We start from the raw sequence: 19,109 nt of genomic DNA on the forward strand, positions 1-19,109 counted from the left end.
AACCGATCGCTCAGACCAGCCGCGACTGATCCACCGCAGCCGAGATGAAGCTCGCGAACAGCGGATGCGGGTCGAGCGGGCGGCTCTTCAACTCGGGGTGATACTGCACGCCGATGAACCAGGGATGGTCGGGATATTCGACCGTCTCCGGCAGCACGCCGTCGGGCGACATGCCGGCAAACACCAGGCCGCAATCCTCGAGCCGCTGCTTGTAGTCGATGTTGACTTCGTAGCGGTGCCGATGGCGCTCGGAAATCTGCGTGTCGCCATAGATATCTGCTATTTTCGAGCCCTTGGCGAGTTCGGCCTGATAAGCGCCAAGCCGCATCGTGCCGCCGAGATCACCTGTAATCCTGCGCTTCTCAAGCATGTTGCCCTTCAGCCACTCGGTCATAAGGCCGACGACGGGCTCGTCGGTCGGGCCGAACTCGGTCGACGATGCATGGTCGACACCCGCCAGCGAGCGGGCCGCCTCGATGCAAGCCATCTGCATGCCGAAACAGATGCCGAAGTAAGGCACCTTGCGTTCGCGCGCGAACTTTGCCGCCAGGATCTTGCCTTCCGAACCGCGCTCGCCGAAGCCGCCGGGAACAAGGATGCCGTGCACCTTCTCCAGCCACGGCGCCGGATCTTCCTTCTCGAAAATCTCGCTTTCGATCCAATCGAGCTTGACCTTGACGCGATTGGCGAGGCCGCCATGCGACAACGCCTCGATCAGCGATTTATAGGCGTCCTTGAGGCCGGTGTACTTGCCGACGATGGCGATCGTCACCTCGCCTTCCGGATTGTGGATGTGGTTGGAAAGCTTTTGCCACGGCTCCATGCGCGGCTTCGGCGCCGGGTCGATGCCGAAGGCCGCCAGCACTTCCGAATCGAGGCCTTCCTGGTGATAGGCCAGAGGCACGTCGTAGATATGCGGCACGTCCAGCGCCTGGATGACGGCGCTTTCGCGCACGTTGCAGAACAGCGAAAGTTTCCGGCGCTCTTCCTTCGGGATCGGCCGGTCGGCGCGCACCAGAAGGATGTCCGGCGCGATACCGATGCCGCGCAGTTCCTTGACCGAATGCTGCGTCGGCTTGGTCTTCAATTCGCCGGCGGTCGGGATGTAGGGCATCAGCGTCAGATGCACATAGACTGCGTTGTTGCGCGGCAGGTCGTTGCCGAGCTGGCGAATCGCTTCCAGGAACGGCATCGCCTCGATATCGCCGACCGTGCCGCCGATTTCGCACAGCACGAAGTCGTAGTCGTCATTGCCGTCCAGCACGAAATGCTTGATCTCGTCGGTGACGTGCGGGATGACCTGGACAGTCGCGCCGAGATAGTCGCCTCGCCGCTCGCGCTCGATGATGTTCTTGTAGATGCGGCCGGTGGTGATGTTGTCCTGCTGGTTCGCCGAGCGCCCGGTGAAGCGCTCGTAATGGCCGAGATCGAGGTCGGTCTCGGCGCCGTCATCGGTCACGAACACTTCGCCATGCTGGTACGGCGACATCGTCCCGGGATCGACATTGAGATAAGGATCGAGCTTTTTGATTCGCGCGCGATAGCCTCGCGCTTGCAGAAGAGCCCCAAGAGCTGCTGCGGCGATGCCTTTTCCGAGTGAGGAAACCACGCCGCCTGTGATGAATACATATCGCGCCATGGGAGTCATCGCTTAACGCGGCCTGATTGATTCCGCCAGAGAAAAAACCGCCGCAAAGGCTTTTTCCCTAATGGCGCGGGTGCTCGCAAAGAGCCGTTCCCGAAGCATGTCGCCCAAAAGCATGGAACGGTTTGGGGGAACGACATGCTTCAAGGCAAAGATTCAAAACAAAAGGGCCGGCGTCGCCGGCCCTTTTGGCAGTTTGATGGAGATCGTTAGATGATAACGACCTTGGTGCCGATCCTGACGCGGCTGTAGAGGTCCATGACGTGCTCGTTGATCATGCGGAAGCAGCCGTTCGAGGCGCTGGTTCCGATCGACTGCGGCGCGATCGTGCCATGGATGCGCAGATGCGTGTCCTTCTTGCCGTCATAGAGGTAGATGGCGCGCGCGCCGAGTGGGTTCTGGCCGCCGCCGTTCATGCCGTCCTTGTACTGGCCGTAGTGCTTCGGCTCGCGCTTCTGCATGTCGAGCGTTGGGATCCAGCGCGGCCATTCCTGCTTGTCGCCGACAGCCACGGTGCCCTTGAACTGCAGCCCTTCGCGACCGACCGCGATGGCATAGCGCCGCGCCGTCGAAAAGCTCTCGACGAGGTAAAGGCGACGAGCAGTGGTATCGATGACGATCGTGCCCGGCTCATAGCCCGAGAACGCGACGTCCTGCGGCACGAATTCCGGCTTCACCTTGAAGGGTCGCTTGGCGTCCTTCTTGGCCAGCGCCGAATCGAGCGCGCGGGTCTCGGGCAGATAGTTGATCGAAGACGTCTGGGCGCTGCCGCCGAAGAGGCCGTCGAACAGACCGCCGCTGCTCGCCTGTTTCTGGCCGGGCTGCTCACTGCGCAGTTCACCGTTGTTGCCAGTGGCGGCGATGTTCATGACCTCAGCCGGGACAGGCTCCTCGGCCTTGACCGGGATGATCGGCCCGACCGGCTCCAGCGGCGCGATGATCTTGGTGGTCTTCTTGGCAGGCTTGGCGTCGGCGACTTCAGCCGGCGCGGCCGTACCCTTCTTGGCGAGCCATTCTTGGCGCGCCGCGTCAGCCTTGGCCTTGGCGGCCTCGCGCATTGCCATCTTGCGAGCCTCGAGCGCCTTATCCTTTGCCTCCTGCTTGTCGGCGGCGATCTTGGCTTCGAGCTTGCCGATCTGCGCGAGATCGTCAGAGGTCGGATTTTTCTTCTTCTTGAGAAGCTTCAACTGCGATGCGTCGCTCTTGGCGGCGACAGGAATTGCGTCGGTCTTCTCTACCGACGGTGAAGAGACCATGTTTGCCGGTCCGGCGATGGCCGCGGAACCCATGCCGAGGACGGCACAGACTCCCAAAATGATGAAGCTGCGAAGCTGCATGGCGAAGATCCGATCGTTCAAATGCAAGTTGCCCACGGCGTCGCCCGGCGCCCCCCAAGGACGCCGAAAAGTGCCGCGGGCAATCTATAATCGATTAGCCGTCATCGCCTCAAGCTGAGGCAGGCGCCACGCCCGGTTGAATCTTCGTGATCGGGCGCGCATTTGCCGCGACTGTGTTCAAAGAACAACAGATCGCGGCCCGGAGCTTGTCCGGCTACTGGTTCGGAACCTGAGGGGTGACCGGCAAGGTGACGCCGTTGGCCGCCGGCGCGGTGGTCGGATTCGCGGGCGCCGGAGCAGGCGTTGTGGCCGGAGCAGGCGCGGTGGTGCCATTGGCAAGCGGCGTGGTGGTCGTCGCACCGCCAGCCGGAGCCGCGGGAGCAGAGCCGCCGGCCGGGGCTGCGGGTTGCGAGCTGCCCACCGGTCCATTGGAACCCGGCAGTTGGTTGAGCACGCCGTTACCCTGGCTCGACGTTGCTGGACGGTCGAGGATGTCGATCGGCTTTTCGCCGTAGCGGGCAATGATCGACAGCGCCAACGACGTCACGAAGAAGGCCGCCGCCAGGATCGCGGTGGCGCGGGTCAACGCGTTGGCGGCGCCCCGCGCGGTCATGAAACCGGAACCGCCGCCGATGCCCAGGCCGCCGCCTTCGGAGCGCTGCAGCAGCACCACGCCGACAAGGGCAAGCACGACCATGAGGTGGACGACGATCAGTACGGTTTCCATAATTTATCCTGGCGAGGCCTTGCGCGACCGCGCATACGACCGATGATTTGGAGGCGGCTCCTTACAATGCTTTGGCGGCATTTCCAAGCCCGTGGCCGGGAATATGGGAAGCAATGCGGCCATTACAACGATTTATGCTGCATGAGCCTAAGCCATGTTCATGTATGCTTCCGCGATAGCCAGGAAGTCGGCCGCCTTCAGGCTGGCGCCGCCGACCAGCGCGCCATCGACATTCTCGACGCCGAGCAGTTCCACCGCGTTGGAGGGCTTGACCGAGCCGCCATAAAGAATGCGCATCCTGGCCGCGGCATCGCCGAGCAGCGCCGTCAGCTTGCCCCGGATATGCGCATGCGCGTCGGCGACGTCGGCGGCGGTCGGCGTCAGGCCGGTGCCGATGGCCCAGACCGGCTCGTAGGCGATGATGGTGTTGGCGGGGGTGGCGCTCGCCGGCACGGAACCGTCAAGCTGGCGCGATAGGACATCGAGCGTGGCGCCCGCCTCTCGCTCGGCGCGCGTCTCGCCGATGCAGATGATGGCCACCAGTCCCACCCGCCAGGCCGCCGATGCCTTGGCATGGACCATTGCATCGTCGTCGCCGAACAGTTCGCGGCGCTCGGAATGTCCGACGATGACGTGGCTCGCGCCGGCATCCTTGAGCATCTCGGCCGAAATCTCGCCCGTGAAGGCGCCGCTCTCCTTGGGATGGCAATCCTCTCCACCGGCCCGCACCGGCGTCCGCGACAGGATCTCGGCGGCGCGCTGGAGCAACGTCGCCGGCACGCACACGAGCGCTTCCGTCTCCGCGTCGAGCCCGCTCATGAACCCGTTGCCGATCGACCGCAGTTCGTTGAGCGAGGCGCTGGTGCCGTTCATTTTCCAGTTGCCGGCGACAAGCGGGCGGATTCCAGGGGTCATGGGGCGCGTTCTCCGAGCGACATTAAGCAGCGCCCTCACTACCAAAATCAGGTCACAAAGCAATCGACAGTGGACCGGAAGGGCGCTATTGCGCTTGTTTCAGACTCGGCGCATGCGAAAATGCGCAAAAATCGGAAGTATGCATGCTTGGTATATTGAGAAGCGCGGCGGGCACCTGGGTCGCGAAGGCGTTGCTGTCCTTGCTGGTGATCAGTTTCGCCGCCTGGGGCATCACCACCCGCATGGTGGGCGGTGTGCTGGGCGGTCATCACGCGGTCATCACGGCCGGTGGCACGGAGGTCTCGATCAACGAGTACCGCCTCGCTTACGACCGCCAACTCAGCCTACTGTCGCAGCAATATGGCCAGCGCATCACCCACGACCAGGCCAAGCTGCTCGGTGTCGACAACCAGGTGCTGGCGCAGCTCGTTTCGGGCGCCGTGCTCGACGAACAGGCGCGCAAGCTGGGGCTCGGCCTCTCCAAGGATCGGCTTGCCGAACTGACGCGCGAGGATCCGGCTTTCAAAGGCCCCGGCGGCCAGTTCGATCGCCGTACCTTCGAGTATCTGCTGCGCGAGCTTGGCATGCGGCCTGAGGACTACCTCAGGAACCGCTCGCAGGTGGCCGTGCGCCAGCAGATCGTCGAGGCGATCTCCGACGGCCTCAAGGTTCCGCAGACCTTCCTGAAGGCGGTCTCTCTCTATCGCGGCGAGGATCGCACGATCGACTATCTCGTGCTGCCGAAGACGCTCGTGCAGCCGATCGAGGCGCCGTCGGACAGCGCCCTCAACGCCTATTTCGACGCCAACAAGAAGAGCTACGCCGCGCCGGAATATCGCAAATTCTCCTATGTCCGGTTGGAACCGCAGGACATAGCCGATCCGTCCGCGGTGACCGACCAGCAGGTCAGCGAGGACTACAACAAGAACGTCGCGCGCTACACGACGCCCGAGATGCGCACCATCGAGCAGCTGGTGTTCAAGACGCCGGATGCGGCCAAGGCTGCTTTGGATTCGCTGAAGGCTGGCGCTACCTTCGACAAGCTCGTCACCGCCGAAGGCAAGACGCAGGCCGACACGCTGCTCGGCACGCTGGCCAGGGACAAGATCGCCGACAAGGCGGTCGCCGATGCCGCCTTCTCGCTCAATGCCAACGAGGTGAGCCACGTCGTCCAGGGCGCCTTCGGTCCCGTGCTCTTGCGCGTGACCGAGATCAAGCCGCAGGTGGTGAAGCCGCTCTCGGAAGTGTCCGACCAGATCCGCAAAGACCTGGCGCTCGGCGAAGCGAACCGCATCCTGCTCGACGTGCATGACAGCTACGAGGACACCCGCGCCTCGGGCGCCTCGCTTGCCCAGGCCGCCGACAAACTGAAGCTCAAGGTCCTCACCATCGACGCCGTCGACCGTACCGGCCAGCGTCCGGACGGCACGATCGTCAACGACCTGCCGGAATCGGCCGAGCTGATCAAATCGGTGTTCGCGGCCGAGCCCAACACCGAGAACGAGGGCCTGACGACTGCCGACAACGGTTTCGTCTTCTACGAAGTGCAGTCGATCACGCCGGCGCGCGACCGCACGCTGGATGAAGTCCGCAAGAAGGTCGCGGCCGACTGGACCGAGGCCGAGACCGACAAGCGCCTCGACGCCAAGGCTCAGGAGCTGAAAAAACGCCTCAAGGCAGGCACCACGCTCGACGTCATCGCCGGCGAGCTCAAACTCGACAAACAGACCAAGCGCGGCCTGAAGCGCGAAGCCGACGATGCCGATTTCGGCAAGGAAGGTGCCGCCGCCATGTTCGGCGTCGGCGAAGGCGGCACCGGTTTGATCCCCTCGCCCACCGGCGACGGCCAGATCCTGTTCAAGGTCGCCGAGGTCTTCGAGCCGGCAGGCGCCGATGGCAGCGCGGTACCGGACGACGCGCAGAAGTCCTTCGGCGCCGGCATGTCCGATGATCTGCTCGACCAGTTGGTGGCGCAGTTGCAGTCGCAATATGACGTTCGCATCGATCCGAACGCCGTTTCGCAAGCACAGACACGATGAGCGCTCTGAAGATACACCTAGCCAAGGTCGCCACAGGCACCGCGCTTTCCTTCGAGGAAGCGCGCGAGGCGTTCGACATCATCATGTCGGGCGACGCAACGCCGGGCCAGATCGGCGGCTTCCTGATGGCGCTGCGCGTGCGCGGCGAGACGGTAGGCGAAATTTCCGGCGCGGTCGCCACGATGCGCGCCAAGATGCTGCGCGTCGAGGCGCCGCAAGGCGCCATCGACATCGTCGGCACCGGCGGCGACAATTCGCATTCGGTCAACATCTCGACCGCTTCGGCCTTCGTCATTGCCGCCGCCGGGGTGCCGGTCGCCAAGCATGGCAATCGCGGCCTGTCCTCGCTGACCGGCTCCGCCGACGTGCTGACGGCGCTGGGCGTCAGAATAGACATCCCGCCGGAGATGATCGGCCGCTGCATCCATGAGACCGGCGTTGGCTTCATGTTCGCGCCGGCGCATCATCCGGCGATGAAGCATGTCGGGCCGACCCGCGTCGAGCTCGGCACGCGCACCATCTTCAACCTGCTCGGGCCTTTGTCGAATCCCGCCGGCGTCAGCCGCCAGATGGTCGGCGTCTTCCTGCCGGAGTGGATCATGCCGGTGGCCGAGACGTTGAAGGCGCTGGGCGCCGACCACGCCTGGGTCGTCCATGGCGACGGCTATGACGAGATCACCACGACGGGCGAAACCCAGGTGGCGGAGCTCGCCGGCGGCGAGATCCGCAGCTTCACCCTGACGCCGGAAGCTGTCGGACTGAAGCGGCACACCAGGGAAGAGCTGCGCGGCGGCGACGCCGCCTACAACGCCAAGGAACTGCGCGATATGCTGGGCGGCGCCGCCGGCGCCTATCGCGATACGGTGCTGATGAATGCCGGCGCCGGGCTGGTCGTGGCCGGCAAGGCGACGACGCTTGCCGACGGCATCGCGGCGGCGGCACAAGCGATCGACAGCGGCCGCGCGCTTGGCGTGCTGGACAAGCTCGTCGAGATTTCGAACGGATAAGGCCTTGTCGGACATCCTGCGCAAGATCGAAGCCTACAAGCGCGACGAGATCGCGGCAGCCAAGCTCGCCATGCCGCTCGCCGAGGTCAAGGCGAAGGCCAGGGACGCCGAGCCGCCGCGCGGCTTCCTTGCTGCGCTCGAGGCCAAGCGCCGGGGCGGCGGCTTCGCGTTGATTGCCGAAATCAAGAAGGCCAGCCCCTCCAAGGGCCTGATCCGCGCCGATTTCGACCCGCCGACATTGGCGCAGGCCTATCAGAAAGGTGGCGCGACCTGCCTTTCGGTGCTGACGGACGCGCCATCCTTCCAGGGCGCGCCGGAATTTCTCACCAAGGCGCGCAAGGCGGTGTCGCTGCCGGCATTGCGTAAGGATTTCCTATTCGACCCTTACCAGGTCTACGAAGCACGAGCCTGGGGCGCAGACGCCATCCTGATCATTATGGCAAGCGTGGACGATGCTCTGGCGAGCGAATTGGAAGCTATCGCCTTCGAACTCGGGATGGACGCGCTGATCGAGGTGCATGACGAGGCCGAAACGGAGCGCGCGCTAAAATTGTCGTCGCAACTGATCGGTATCAACAACCGTGATCTGCGGACCTTCGAGACCAGCCTTGAGACTTCCGAGCGGCTGGCGCGAATGGTGCCGGGCGGCTACCTGCTGGTCAGCGAGAGCGGCATCTTCACCCACGACGACTGCCTCAGGATGCAGAAGACCGGCATCAGCACCTTCCTCGTCGGCGAGAGCCTGATGCGGCAGGCGAACGTGGCCGCGGCGACCGAGCTTCTGCTGACAGGCAAGGCAGCGGCCGAGGCCATCTGAGATGGCCCTCACCCATCTTGGCGCCAAGGGCGATGCCAATATGGTCGATGTCGGCGACAAGGCCGAGACGACCCGCACGGCGATCGCCGAAGGTTTTGTCTCGATGCAGCCGGAAACGCTGGAGATGATTCTCGCCGGCGATGCCAAGAAGGGCGACGTGCTGGGCACCGCACGCATCGCCGGCATCATGGCGGCAAAGAAGACGCATGAGCTGATCCCACTTTGCCATCCGCTTCTTCTCACCAAAGTCGCCGTCGAGATCGAGCCGGACCGCACGCTGCCTGGCCTCAGGGTCACCGCGCTTGCCCGCGTCACAGGCAAGACCGGCGTGGAGATGGAGGCGCTGACCGCGGCGTCGGTCGCCTGCCTCACCATCTACGACATGGCCAAGGCGGCGGACCGCGGCATGGTGGTTTCCGGCATCCGGCTCGTCGAGAAGACAGGCGGCAAGTCCGGCGACTACAAGGTGGATGCCTGATGGCCTTGGTTCCGGTCGCCGAAGCGCTCGAACGCCTGCTCGACGGCGCCGCGCCATTGCCTGGCGAAAGCATTCCGCTCGCCGAAGCGGCTGGGCGGGTCCTGGCGGAGCCGGTCGTGGCGCTACGCACGCAGCCGCCATTCAACGCCTCGGCCATGGACGGCTATGCCGCAAGATCCGCCGATGTCGCTTCAGCGCCGGCTGAACTTGAGGTCATAGGCATGGCGCCCGCCGGGCGCGGTTTCTCCGGAACCGTCGGCAAAGGCCAGGCCGTGCGCATCTTTACCGGCGCGCCGCTGCCTGAAGGCGCCGACACCATCGTCATCCAGGAAAACGTCAGCGACCTTGGCAACCGCCAGATCGAAGTGACGGAGCCGACCGCCGAAGGACGCAACGTCCGTCGCCGCGGGCTCGACTTCGGCCAGGGCGACGTGCTGCTCGAAAAAGGCCGCGCGCTCGACGCGGCGGCCCTTTCGCTGGCGGCCTCAGCCAACCATCCTGCCTTGAACGTCGTGCGGCGGCCGCTGGTCGCCATCATCGCCACCGGCGACGAATTGCTGCCGCCGGGCAGCGCGCTCGGCCCCGACCAGATCATTTCGTCCAACGCCTATGGCGTCGTCGCCGCCGCCCAGTCGGTCGGCGCGCGCGCGCTCGATCTCGGCATCGCCGCCGACCGCCAGGAGGCGATCGCCGCGCTGGTCAGGAAAGCGGTCGAGGCGAACGCCGATGTCATCGTCACGCTCGGCGGCGCCTCGGTCGGCGACCACGACCTCATCCATGACGTGCTGACCGGCGAAGGCATGCAGCTCGACTTCTGGAAGATCGCCATGCGCCCCGGCAAACCGCTGATGTTTGGCCGGCTTGGCAATGTCCGTTGCATCGGCCTGCCCGGCAATCCGGTGGCAAGCATCGTCTGCTCGCAACTCTTCCTGAAGCCGCTGCTTGCCAGGCTCGGCGGCCGCGATCACCGGCAGGACGTGCGAACGGCCCGGCTGGGCGCCGCGATGCAGGCCAACGATCTCAGGCAGGACTACGTGCGCGCCGTCGTGCGCGAGGACTCCGGCACCCTGGTCGCGACGCCTTTCGGCATCCAGGATTCCTCGATGCTGCGCATGCTTGCCGACGCCAACGGCCTGATCGTGCGCCAGCCCTTCGCGCCCGCCGCGCAGGTCGGCGCCGAGTGCAGCGTGCTGATGCTGCGCTGAGCCGGTCTATCCCGCCGTTTTAAACGCAATTCTCGACCGAAACCGTTCACACCGCCGAATTGCTCTATTCGGCGATCAGTGCGCGAGTGAGGGGATGATCCGGATCTCCGAGCCCATCGACAACGTTGAAATGATGCCGGTCCGGCTCGACCACTGAACCGGTGGCGGCGCCGAGCCCGGTCCAGATGTTAGCAAGCAACGCGCTCTGGCGCAGGAATTCCGAACGCTCGCCGCCGCCGACCCAACAGGTGACGCGAGCTCCCTGCCGAGGCCGCAGCAAAGCCGGGCTTTCGCTCAACGCTTCCTTCTCGTCGATGTTCAGGGTCTCGTTCAGTGCGGTGAACATCAGCGGCCGAAGGTCGTGCAGGCCTGAGATCGAAACAACCTGGCATATGCGCCGCGACACATCGGACGACAGCGGCGAGGCCGCGGTCACCATCCGGCTGGCGAGATGCCCGCCGGCCGAGTGCCCGGTCAGCACCAGCGGACCATCGATCATCGCTGCCGCCTTCTCGATCGCTGCCGCAACCTCGTTGACGATGCCGCTGATCCTGGTTCGCGGGCAAAGCGTGTAAGACGGCATGGCGACGGCAAAACCGTGGCCGAGCGCACCTCCAGCCAGATGCGACCAGGAGGTCTTGTCTGACTCCATCCAGTAACCGCCATGGATGAACACGACGAGCCCCTTTGGCGCAGCAGGTGGGAGAAACAGATCGAACCGGTTGCGCGGCGCTTCGCCGTACACGATATCGAACCGCGCCCTGCCTTGCGCCAGCAGCTTTTCCCGAAAGGCCCGCGCCGGGTGATCCCAAGCCGCGGGCCAGCGGTCGCCGCCGGCGATGTTCGCGCCGTTGGCATAGGCGTTGTCCCAGTCGGCAATACGGTTTTCGAACACGGCCCCTCCGCGATCAGGTCGATGTTGAGCGGAGTTTAATTGGCATCGCCGCGGTCAGGTAACGGTTGTCTTGACCGCGAAGCGGGCTTCTCGCCAGACGCCGGTCCGCAAGATGTCTTCGAGCACTTCGACGGCATTCCAGACATCCCTGTAGCCGACATAGAGCGGGGTAAAACCGAAGCGCATGGTCGACGGCGCCCGAAAATCACCGATCACGCCGCGTTCGATCAGGGCCCGCATGATCTGGTAGCCATGCTGGTGAATGAAGGAAATCTGGCTGCCGCGTTTGGCGCCGTCGCGGGTGCTTTCCAGCGTAAGATCGCAACCGCCGCACCGTACCTCGACGAGTTCGATGAATAGATCGGCCAGCGCAATGCTCTTCCTCCGCACCGTCGCCAGGTCAACGCCGTTCCAGATGTCGAGCGCGCCTTTCAGCGTCCGCATCGACAGGACCGGCTGCGTGCCGCACAGAAATCGGCGGATGCCGGTGCCTGGCGCATAGGCTTGCTCGAAGGCGAACGGCCGTGCATGGCTCCACCACCCGCTGAGCGGCTGCCGCACATCGGCAAGATGCCGCTCGGCCGCATAGATGAAGGCAGGAGAACCCGGCCCGCCATTGAGATATTTATAGGTGCAGCCGACGGCGAAATCGGCGCTTGCCCTGTCAAGCTCAACCGGCATGGCGCCCGCGCTGTGGCAGAGATCCCATACGATCAGCGCACCGGCGTCATGCGCCATGCGCGTAAGCGCCGCCATGTCGCGCAACTCGCCGGACTTGTAATTGACGTGGTTGACCAACACCACCGCCACGCGTTCGTCGATCAGTTCCTCGATGGTCGGCGCGTCCACGCCAGCCAGGCGCAGGACAGCGTTCTTTCCGGCCGAGGCCACCCCTTCGGCCATATAGATATCGGTCGGAAAACTGTCGCCCTCGGCAACGATCACGGTTCGGCCCGGCCGCATCGCCATCGCCGCGTGCAGCACTTTGTAGATGTTGATCGACGTGGTGTCGCAGACCACGGTCTGGCCCGGCGCCGCGCCGATCAGGCGCCCGAGCCGGTCGCCCAGCTCGACCGGCATGTCGAACCATCCATCCTTGTTCCAGGCACGAATGAGGTCATGCGCCCACTCCTCGGCGGCTGCCTTGCGCAACTCGTCGAATGCGGCGTGCGAGGCCGCTCCCAACGAATTCCCATCGAGATAGATCACCCCCTCCGGCAGGACGAAGCGATCGCGCAGCGCGCGCAGCGGATCCGCGGCATCCATCGCCTCGATCTCGGCGAGATCAGGAATTCCCCCCATCATGCTGCCGCCTCCATTTCGGCATGGCGCCCCTCATGGTTGGCCAAGGGTGGTTGTCTCACCACCGTCCGTGCCACGGCAAGAACCTTCTGCGCCATGTTAGCTGGTCCATAGACGGCGAAGACCATGGATCGGAATCATTGCCGAGGTTGGCATTTTGGGTCCGTTTCGTTCACGGTGAAGCACGTTCGCGCAAGAGCCGAAGCGATCCCGCCCCCGCCTTTGTGACGGTGGTGGACCGCGCTGCAGCTTGAGGAGGGCTGCAAAATCGAGCGGAATCAATGACACCGCCGACCTGGCTCGGCCGAGTATCGCTTGGATGCAACATTGTTTCCGAAGTCTCAACAAATTCACTAAACTTTAAACGGTTGCGGAACACAACTGGAACAGATAGTGTTTGTTCTGGGTTTGTTTTTCTGATTCTGGTTTCAGAACCCAAGGGGGCCGCCATGCTGACGCGCAAACAACATGAACTGCTGATGTTCATCCATGAACGCCTCAAGGAGAGCGGGATTCCGCCGTCTTTCGACGAGATGAAGGAAGCGCTCGACCTCGCCTCCAAATCGGGCATCCATCGGCTGATCACGGCGCTGGAAGAACGCGGCTTCATTCGCCGGCTGCCGAACCGTGCGCGCGCGCTTGAAGTGCTGCGGCTGCCCGACTCGATCGCGCCCGGCCTGAATGCAGCGAGAAAGTTTTCGCCGAGCGTCATCCAGGGCGGCCAGGGCAATCTCGGCCGCCAGGTCAAGCCGGCCACGCCCTCGCGCACGCCGACACCCAGCAATGACGACGACGCTGTTTCGGCCGTATCCATTCCGGTGATGGGCCGCATCGCCGCCGGCGTGCCGATAGACGCCATCCAACACCAGACGCATTCGATCTCGGTGCCGCCGGACATGATCATGGGCGGCGAGCATTATGCGCTGGAGGTCAAGGGCGACTCGATGATCGAGGCCGGTATCTTCGACGGCGATACCGTCATTATCCGCAATGCCAATACGGCAAGTCCGGGCGAGATCGTGGTGGCGCTGGTCGACGACGAGGAAGCGACCCTGAAGCGGTTTCGTCGCAAGGGTGCCTCGATCGCGCTCGAGGCCGCCAACCCGGCCTATGAGACCCGTATCTTCGGACCGGACCGGGTCAAGGTTCAGGGTAAGCTCGTCGGACTCATCCGCCGTTACTGAGCAGAACCGCACGGCGGTCTCCGCCGGGATTGCGTGCCATCTACTCTGTCAACTGCGGCGCGACCGCCGGCTTTTCCGGTCGTTGATAGGGCGGCAGCCCCCTCGCCTCACGCGCGTATTTCCGCTGCTCGTGCCAGGGTCGGTATGGTTCTTCGACCGCGTAGCGAACGGTCGGCCGCGCCGTTGCCGATCGCGAATCGAAGAAGATGGCGGCGCTGCCGTCGCGTGCCAGTTGCCGCTTGGTGACGACAAGCACGCGCGCATCGCGGCATGGGTTGTAGGCTGTGGCGTCGTCGATGACGATGAGGTCGGCGAAACCGCAAGCAGGCCGGGCGCTGGCGCGATTCTCGGCGAGCGCGACGATGGCGCCGGAAGGATGCCGGCCGATGCAGAGGTCGCCGGTGCAGTAGAACGGCGAGCCGGGCGGCAGGTCGACGGGATCGGCGATGTCCATGGCGTCTTTAGCGAACGTCTCCGGCGGTACGATTTCCTCGGCTTTCAGCGCCCGTTTCCAGTTGTCGGTGGTGAACTCGTTGGAGCGCGTGCGGTTGATGGCAAGCTCACCGCCGCCGATCGGCATCGCCACCAGATGCGCATCCTCCGAGACAAGCACATCCGGGGCGCGGGCATGAGGAATGGCCAGCAGCGCGGCGAGCGCGAAGGGTACGGCGGCAAGCCTCAGCCAGGTGGTGGCCATCGTCGCGATGACCAGCGCGACCGTGGCCAGCAGCACCGACTGGATCGAGATCAGCCCGACGGCATCGACCGGTGAGCGCTCGGAGATCCACGCCGAGATGGCGATCATCGCCGTCAGGCCCTGGCCCATCACATAAAGGAATGGACCGTCGAAGCCGAAGGGCATGGCCAGCGCGCTCAACACGGCGAACGGCATGACGATCAGTGAGACGATCGGCATGACCGCCAGATTGGCCAGCAGGCTGAGCGGCGACACCCGCTGGAAGTGCCAGATCGCAAACAACAATGTCGCGCTGCCCGCGATGAGCGACGTTATAGCGGCGCCGCCCACTCCAACCGCCACTTTTCGCGACACGAAGCCGAGAAACGAACGCTTTGCCGGCGGCGCGGTCGTTTTGCCGGCGCGATAGTCGGCAAAACCGGCATAGGCGCCGACCAGCGCGGCGGTGGCGGCGAAGGACATCTGGAAGCTCGGGCCGACCACTTCGTGCGGCGAGACAAGGATGACGGCGATGGCCGAGATCGCCAGGTTGCGCATGGTGAGCGCCGCGCGGTCGAAGAGCACGGCGGCGAGCATCACGGCCAGCATGATGAAGCTCCGCTCGGCCGCCACCACGATGCCGGAGATCACGAGGTAGGCGGCGATCGAGAACAGCGCGATTGCAGCGGCATATTTCTTCACCGGCCGGCGCGACGAGAAATCCGGAAACAGCGCGAAGGCGCCGCGCAAAAGGACCATGATCGTGCCGGCGACCAGCGCCATATGCAGCCCGGAGATCGAGATGATGTGGTAGATGCCGGTCCGTCGCATCGACTCGTTGATGGTTTCCGGAATGCCGGCGCGGACGCCGACGATCAGTGCGGCTGCGATCTCGCCTTCGGATCCGCCGATGGCGCTCCTGATGTGATCGGCGATCCCTTCGCGCGCGTTTTCCACTGCCGATGCGACGCGCGCGCCAAAGGGCGCTTCCGCTGGCGCAATCAGCTTTGGATCACCCAGGAAAAAGCCGCTGCCGCCGATCCCGGCAAAATAGCTGTCGAATGAAAAGTCGTAGCTGTCCGGCCGAACCGGGCCGGTCGGCGGCAACAGCTTGGCATAGCCGGTCAGCATCGACCCGGCTGTCATGTCGGGCGGGATCCTGCGCGCCGAAAGCCTGACGCGGTCCGGCGCGTAGCGCAGCTTCGGATGCTCCGTGGAAATCAAGTCGATGGTCAGCCGGACACGGCCATTGGCCATCGCCTCGGCGGTGACGAGGCGGCCCGTCAGCCGTGTCTGGATTTCCGAGCCCAGCATCGGGGTCGCCATTCGCCATGTCTCGACCTTGGCCGCGAGAAAACCCAAGGCGCAGAAAAACGCCGCCATGAAGACAAGGTGCGTTCTGTGCCGAGAACGCGAGGCCGTCGCGCAGACAGCCACCAGGGCCACCGCCGCAAGCGGCCTGTAGAGATCCGGCTCAGCGCTCAGCGAGAAGTAACAGATGACGCCGGCGGCCAGAAACACCGGCACCAGCAGGAAGCCGATGCCGCGGTCGAGCTCGGTGGCGGCAGCAGTGCCGATGCTCCGGCGCAGTGCGGGAAGCGAGGCGCGGCCAAGCTGTTTGCGGATACGGCCGACGCTCGCCGTTGGCGAGACCGGCCGTATTGCGCCGTCACCGAGCGGCATAAGCTCGGTAGATGACCGCGGCTCCGGGAACGAAACCGGCGCTGTCTCTTCGGGCGTGGCATGGGCAAACATCAGGCGTTCGCTGACGCCAGCTGTCGTTCCCCCGCCCTCCTCCGCGCCCCGGCCACGTCCAGCCATCGGGTCTGCCCCTTGCGCCCCAGACCGCCTATGCTACATGAACGCCGGTCGCGTGGAAGTCCGCGCGAAACATGCATTTTTTCAGTGCTTCCTCGAGAGTTCCATGTCCGACAAGGTCGTCACCCGTTTTGCCCCCTCGCCCACAGGCTACCTGCATATTGGCGGGGCGCGTACGGCGCTGTTCAACTGGCTCTATGCCAGGCACACCGGCGGCACGATGCTGCTGCGCATCGAGGATACCGATCGCGAGCGCTCCACCGAAGCTGCCACCGCCGCCATTCTCGACGGGCTGACCTGGCTTGGCCTCTCCTGGGACGGCGAGGCGGTCTCGCAGTTCGAGCGCGCGCCGCGTCATCGCGAGGTGGCCGAGGAGCTGGTGCGCATGGGCAAGGCCTATTACGCCTACGAGACGCCGGCCGAGCTCGAGGCGATGCGCGAGGCGGCCCGGGCCAAGGGTCTGCCGCCGCGCTACAACGGCCAGTGGCGCGACCGCGGCCCCTCCGAGGCGCCGGCAGGCGTCAAGGGTGCGATCCGCATCAAGGCGCCGACCGAAGGCGTGACGATCGTCAACGACCGCGTGCAGGGCGAGGTGCGCTTCCCGAACAAGGATCTCGACGACTTCATCATCTTGCGTTCCGACGGCGTCCCAACCTACATGCATGCCGTCGTCGTCGACGATCACGACATGGGTGTCACCCACATCATCCGCGGCGACGATCACCTGACCAACGCCGCGCGCCAGACGGTGATTTACAATGCCATGGGCTGGGATGTGCCGTCGATGTCGCACATCCCGCTGATCCACGGCGCCGACGGCGCCAAGCTGTCAAAGCGGCACGGCGCGCTCGGTGTCGAGGCCTATCGCGCCATGGGTTATCTGCCCGAGGCTCTGCTCAACTACCTGGCCAGGCTCGGCTGGAGCCATGGCGACGACGAGGTGATGTCGGTCAAGGACATGATCGCGTGGTTCGACATCGGCGACGTCAACAAGGGCGCGGCGCGCTTCGACTTCGCCAAGCTCGAGGCGCTGAACGGCGTCCATATGCGCAAGATGGATGACCAGGCGCTGTTCGACATCTTCGTCGCCACCTTGCCCTATCTCGAAGGCGGCCCGATGCTCGCGGCAAAGCTCGACGACAGGCGCAAGGCGCAACTGCTTGCCGCCATGCCCGGTCTCAAGGAGCGGGCCAAGACCCTGGTCGAGCTGGTCGACGGAGCGGCGTTTCTGTTCGCCGAGCGGCCGTTGCCGCTGGATGAGAAGGCGGCCGGCTTGCTCAACGCGGATGCGCGCGCGATTCTGCGCGGCGCGCATGGCGCATTGTCTGCCGTCGAGGGCGACTGGAGCGCCGCCTCGGCCGAGGCTTCGATCCGCGACTTTGCGCAGGCCGGTGGGCACAAGCTCGGCGCCGTGGCACAGCCGCTTCGGGCCGCGCTGACCGGCCGCAGCACCTCGCCCGGCGTGTTCGACGTGCTTGCCGTGTTGGGTCGCCAGGAAAGCCTGGCGAGGATTGGAGATCAAATCGATTAGGAGCGAACTGGCCCAAGAAGATTGGCATTGAAAGGTGTGTTTCGCAGTGCAACATTAGGCCTTGGCCCAATCTGGCACGCACCTCCTAAAATGCGATGGCAAGTTCGCGCATTCCGGTGATTTCGACGTGTCGTCTGCAGGAATTGCCTTGCCGGCATGAGAACATAAAGGAGTTTGCAATGAGCGAAGCTGCGACAAAACTGGAACCGAGCGGCAAGGCGCATGAGTCGACCGCCAGGCTCGAACTTGCCGGCAAGACCCATGAATTCAAGGTGCGAAGCGGGTCGACCGGACCTGACGTGATCGATATCGGCGCGCTCTACAGCACGACCGGCGTCTTCACCTACGACCCCGGCTTCACCTCCACGGCAAGCTGCGAGTCGGCAATCACCTTCATCGACGGCGATGCCGGCATCCTGCTGCATCGCGGCTATCCGATCGACCAGCTTGCCGAACATGGCGACTTCCTCGAGGTCTGCTACCTCCTGCTCTACGGTGAACTCCCGACCAAGGCGCAGAAGGAGGATTTCGACTATCGCGTGACGCGCCACACGATGGTGCACGAGCAGATGTCGCGCTTCTTCACCGGCTTCCGCCGCGACGCGCATCCGATGGCCGTCATGTGCGGCGTGGTCGGCGCGCTATCGGCCTTCTATCACGACTCCACCGACATCTCGGATCCCTACCAGCGTATGGTCGCTTCGATGCGCCTGATCGCCAAGATGCCGACGATCGCGGCGATGGCCTACAAATACCACATCGGCCAGCCATTCATTTACCCGAAGAACGAGCTGAACTTCGCCGCCAACTTCCTGCACATGTGCTTTGCCGTGCCGTGCGAGGAATACAAGATCAATCCGGTGCTGGCGCGCGCCATGGAGCGCATCTTCATCTTGCATGCCGACCATGAGCAGAACGCCTCGACCTCGACCGTCCGCCTCGCCGGCTCCTCGGGCGCCAACCCGTTCGCCTGCATCGCCGCCGGCATTGCCTGCCTGTGGGGTCCGGCGCATGGCGGGGCCAACGAAGCAGCCCTCAACATGCTGGGCGAGATCGGCCATGTCGACCACATCCCGGAATTCATCGCACGCGCCAAGGACAAGAACGATCCGTTCCGGCTGATGGGCTTTGGCCACCGCGTCTACAAGAACTACGATCCGCGCGCCAAGATCATGCAGAAGACGGCGCATGAAGTGCTGGGCGAACTCGGCATCAAGGACGATCCGTTGCTCGACATCGCCATGGAGCTGGAGAAGATCGCGCTGACCGACGCCTACTTCATCGAAAAGAAGCTCTACCCGAATGTCGACTTCTACTCCGGCATCACGCTAAAGGCGTTGGGCTTCCCCACCACCATGTTCACCGTGCTGTTCGCCGTTGCCCGCACCGTCGGCTGGATCGCGCAGTGGAAGGAAATGATCGAGGATCCGCACCAGAAGATCGGCCGCCCGCGCCAGCTCTACACCGGCGCCACGGAACGCGATTACGTGCCGATTGCTAAGAGATAGGGAATAGTGAGTAGGCAGTAGGCAG

Annotated in this window: 15 protein-coding genes; 8 read left to right on the forward strand and 7 right to left on the reverse strand. The window is 64.4% G+C overall.

Going from position 1 to position 19,109, the window contains the following annotated elements; genetic code table 11:
• Positions 1 to 10 precede the first annotated feature (10 nt).
• The 4 genes from FJ957_RS07115 to tpiA all read right to left on the reverse strand — a co-directional run bounded on the left by FJ957_RS07115 (position 11) and on the right by tpiA (position 4,624).
• Positions 11 to 1,648 carry a CTP synthase gene (locus FJ957_RS07115; RefSeq protein WP_140830022.1) on the reverse strand — a complete coding sequence of 546 codons (1,638 nt, stop codon included), beginning with the start codon at positions 1,646 to 1,648 and terminating at the stop codon, positions 11 to 13.
• Between the two features lie 206 nt (positions 1,649 to 1,854).
• Entirely contained in the window at positions 1,855 to 2,982 is a 1,128-nt protein-coding gene (locus tag FJ957_RS07120) for a L,D-transpeptidase (RefSeq protein WP_140830024.1), read from the reverse strand.
• Positions 2,983 to 3,196: 214 nt separating this feature from the next.
• Positions 3,197 to 3,709 (reverse strand): preprotein translocase subunit SecG, encoded by a 513-nt coding sequence (gene secG, locus FJ957_RS07125; protein ID WP_140830026.1) that lies wholly within the window; start codon positions 3,707 to 3,709, stop codon positions 3,197 to 3,199.
• Positions 3,710 to 3,856: 147 nt separating this feature from the next.
• Positions 3,857 to 4,624, reverse strand: coding sequence for a triose-phosphate isomerase (gene tpiA / locus FJ957_RS07130; protein ID WP_140830028.1), 768 nt, complete (start codon positions 4,622 to 4,624; stop codon positions 3,857 to 3,859).
• A gap of 143 nt (positions 4,625 to 4,767) precedes the next feature.
• On the opposite strand from tpiA, the gene FJ957_RS07135 reads away from it, so the two are divergent.
• From FJ957_RS07135 to glp, 5 genes are read left to right on the forward strand one after another with little or no spacing between them, the layout of a single operon-like run.
• Entirely contained in the window at positions 4,768 to 6,663 is a 1,896-nt protein-coding gene (locus FJ957_RS07135) for a peptidyl-prolyl cis-trans isomerase (protein WP_140830030.1), read from the forward strand.
• Positions 6,660 to 7,670 carry an anthranilate phosphoribosyltransferase gene (gene trpD, locus FJ957_RS07140; protein WP_140830032.1) on the forward strand — a complete coding sequence of 337 codons (1,011 nt, stop codon included), beginning with the start codon at positions 6,660 to 6,662 and terminating at the stop codon, positions 7,668 to 7,670. The genes FJ957_RS07135 and trpD overlap by 4 nt, the downstream gene beginning before the upstream one ends.
• Positions 7,671 to 7,674: 4 nt before the next feature.
• Positions 7,675 to 8,487, forward strand: coding sequence for an indole-3-glycerol phosphate synthase TrpC (gene trpC / locus FJ957_RS07145; protein ID WP_140830034.1), 813 nt, complete (start codon positions 7,675 to 7,677; stop codon positions 8,485 to 8,487).
• 1 nt (position 8,488) lies between these two features.
• The gene (moaC, locus tag FJ957_RS07150; protein WP_140830036.1) at positions 8,489 to 8,965 is read left to right on the forward strand and encodes a cyclic pyranopterin monophosphate synthase MoaC; all 477 of its coding nucleotides are present in this window, start codon (positions 8,489 to 8,491) and stop codon (positions 8,963 to 8,965) included.
• Complete coding sequence (glp, locus tag FJ957_RS07155; RefSeq protein WP_140830038.1) at positions 8,965 to 10,170, forward strand: gephyrin-like molybdotransferase Glp; 1,206 nt, start codon at positions 8,965 to 8,967, stop codon at positions 10,168 to 10,170. The genes moaC and glp overlap by 1 nt, the downstream gene beginning before the upstream one ends.
• A gap of 64 nt (positions 10,171 to 10,234) precedes the next feature.
• Here glp and FJ957_RS07160 read toward each other — a convergent pair whose 3' ends face one another.
• On the reverse strand, positions 10,235 to 11,065 hold the full coding sequence (locus tag FJ957_RS07160; RefSeq protein ID WP_140830039.1) for an alpha/beta hydrolase: 831 nt from the start codon (positions 11,063 to 11,065) through the stop codon (positions 10,235 to 10,237).
• 54 nt (positions 11,066 to 11,119) lie between these two features.
• On the reverse strand, positions 11,120 to 12,367 hold the full coding sequence (gene kynU, locus FJ957_RS07165; RefSeq protein WP_140830855.1) for a kynureninase: 1,248 nt from the start codon (positions 12,365 to 12,367) through the stop codon (positions 11,120 to 11,122).
• Between the two features lie 449 nt (positions 12,368 to 12,816).
• Between kynU and lexA the strand changes: the two genes are divergently transcribed.
• Positions 12,817 to 13,551: a transcriptional repressor LexA gene (gene lexA, locus FJ957_RS07170; RefSeq protein ID WP_140672883.1), complete on the forward strand. Its 735-nt coding sequence runs from the start codon at positions 12,817 to 12,819 to the stop codon at positions 13,549 to 13,551.
• A gap of 40 nt (positions 13,552 to 13,591) precedes the next feature.
• Here lexA and FJ957_RS07175 read toward each other — a convergent pair whose 3' ends face one another.
• Entirely contained in the window at positions 13,592 to 16,048 is a 2,457-nt protein-coding gene (locus FJ957_RS07175) for a ComEC/Rec2 family competence protein (protein ID WP_140830041.1), read from the reverse strand.
• Between the two features lie 103 nt (positions 16,049 to 16,151).
• On the opposite strand from FJ957_RS07175, the gene gltX reads away from it, so the two are divergent.
• Both gltX and gltA read left to right on the forward strand, forming a co-directional pair.
• The gene (gltX, locus tag FJ957_RS07180) at positions 16,152 to 17,576 is read left to right on the forward strand and encodes a glutamate--tRNA ligase (protein ID WP_140830043.1); all 1,425 of its coding nucleotides are present in this window, start codon (positions 16,152 to 16,154) and stop codon (positions 17,574 to 17,576) included.
• A 179-nt stretch (positions 17,577 to 17,755) separates the two neighbouring features.
• Positions 17,756 to 19,084, forward strand: coding sequence for a citrate synthase (gltA, locus tag FJ957_RS07185; RefSeq protein ID WP_140653109.1), 1,329 nt, complete (start codon positions 17,756 to 17,758; stop codon positions 19,082 to 19,084).
• Positions 19,085 to 19,109 lie beyond the last annotated feature (25 nt).

This window comes from Mesorhizobium sp. B2-4-6, assembly GCF_006442775.1.
Classification (GTDB): Bacteria; Pseudomonadota; Alphaproteobacteria; order Rhizobiales; family Rhizobiaceae; genus Mesorhizobium.

Excerpts from the sequence above, each read along its gene's own strand:
- trpD (WP_140830032.1), top strand. The coding sequence starts at position 6,660 with ATGAGCGCTCTGAAGATACACCTAGCCAAGGTCGCCACAGGCACCGCG.
- gltX (WP_140830043.1), top strand. The coding sequence starts at position 16,152 with ATGTCCGACAAGGTCGTCACCCGTTTTGCCCCCTCGCCCACAGGCTAC.
- lexA (WP_140672883.1), top strand. The coding sequence starts at position 12,817 with ATGCTGACGCGCAAACAACATGAACTGCTGATGTTCATCCATGAACGC.
- secG (WP_140830026.1), bottom strand. The coding sequence starts at position 3,709 with ATGGAAACCGTACTGATCGTCGTCCACCTCATGGTCGTGCTTGCCCTT.
- FJ957_RS07135 (WP_140830030.1), top strand. The coding sequence starts at position 4,768 with ATGCTTGGTATATTGAGAAGCGCGGCGGGCACCTGGGTCGCGAAGGCG.
- FJ957_RS07120 (WP_140830024.1), bottom strand. The coding sequence starts at position 2,982 with ATGCAGCTTCGCAGCTTCATCATTTTGGGAGTCTGTGCCGTCCTCGGC.
- FJ957_RS07175 (WP_140830041.1), bottom strand. The coding sequence starts at position 16,048 with ATGGCTGGACGTGGCCGGGGCGCGGAGGAGGGCGGGGGAACGACAGCT.
- glp (WP_140830038.1), top strand. The coding sequence starts at position 8,965 with ATGGCCTTGGTTCCGGTCGCCGAAGCGCTCGAACGCCTGCTCGACGGC.
- tpiA (WP_140830028.1), bottom strand. The coding sequence starts at position 4,624 with ATGACCCCTGGAATCCGCCCGCTTGTCGCCGGCAACTGGAAAATGAAC.
- FJ957_RS07115 (WP_140830022.1), bottom strand. The coding sequence starts at position 1,648 with ATGACTCCCATGGCGCGATATGTATTCATCACAGGCGGCGTGGTTTCC.
- kynU (WP_140830855.1), bottom strand. The coding sequence starts at position 12,367 with ATGGGGGGAATTCCTGATCTCGCCGAGATCGAGGCGATGGATGCCGCG.
- moaC (WP_140830036.1), top strand. The coding sequence starts at position 8,489 with ATGGCCCTCACCCATCTTGGCGCCAAGGGCGATGCCAATATGGTCGAT.
- gltA (WP_140653109.1), top strand. The coding sequence starts at position 17,756 with ATGAGCGAAGCTGCGACAAAACTGGAACCGAGCGGCAAGGCGCATGAG.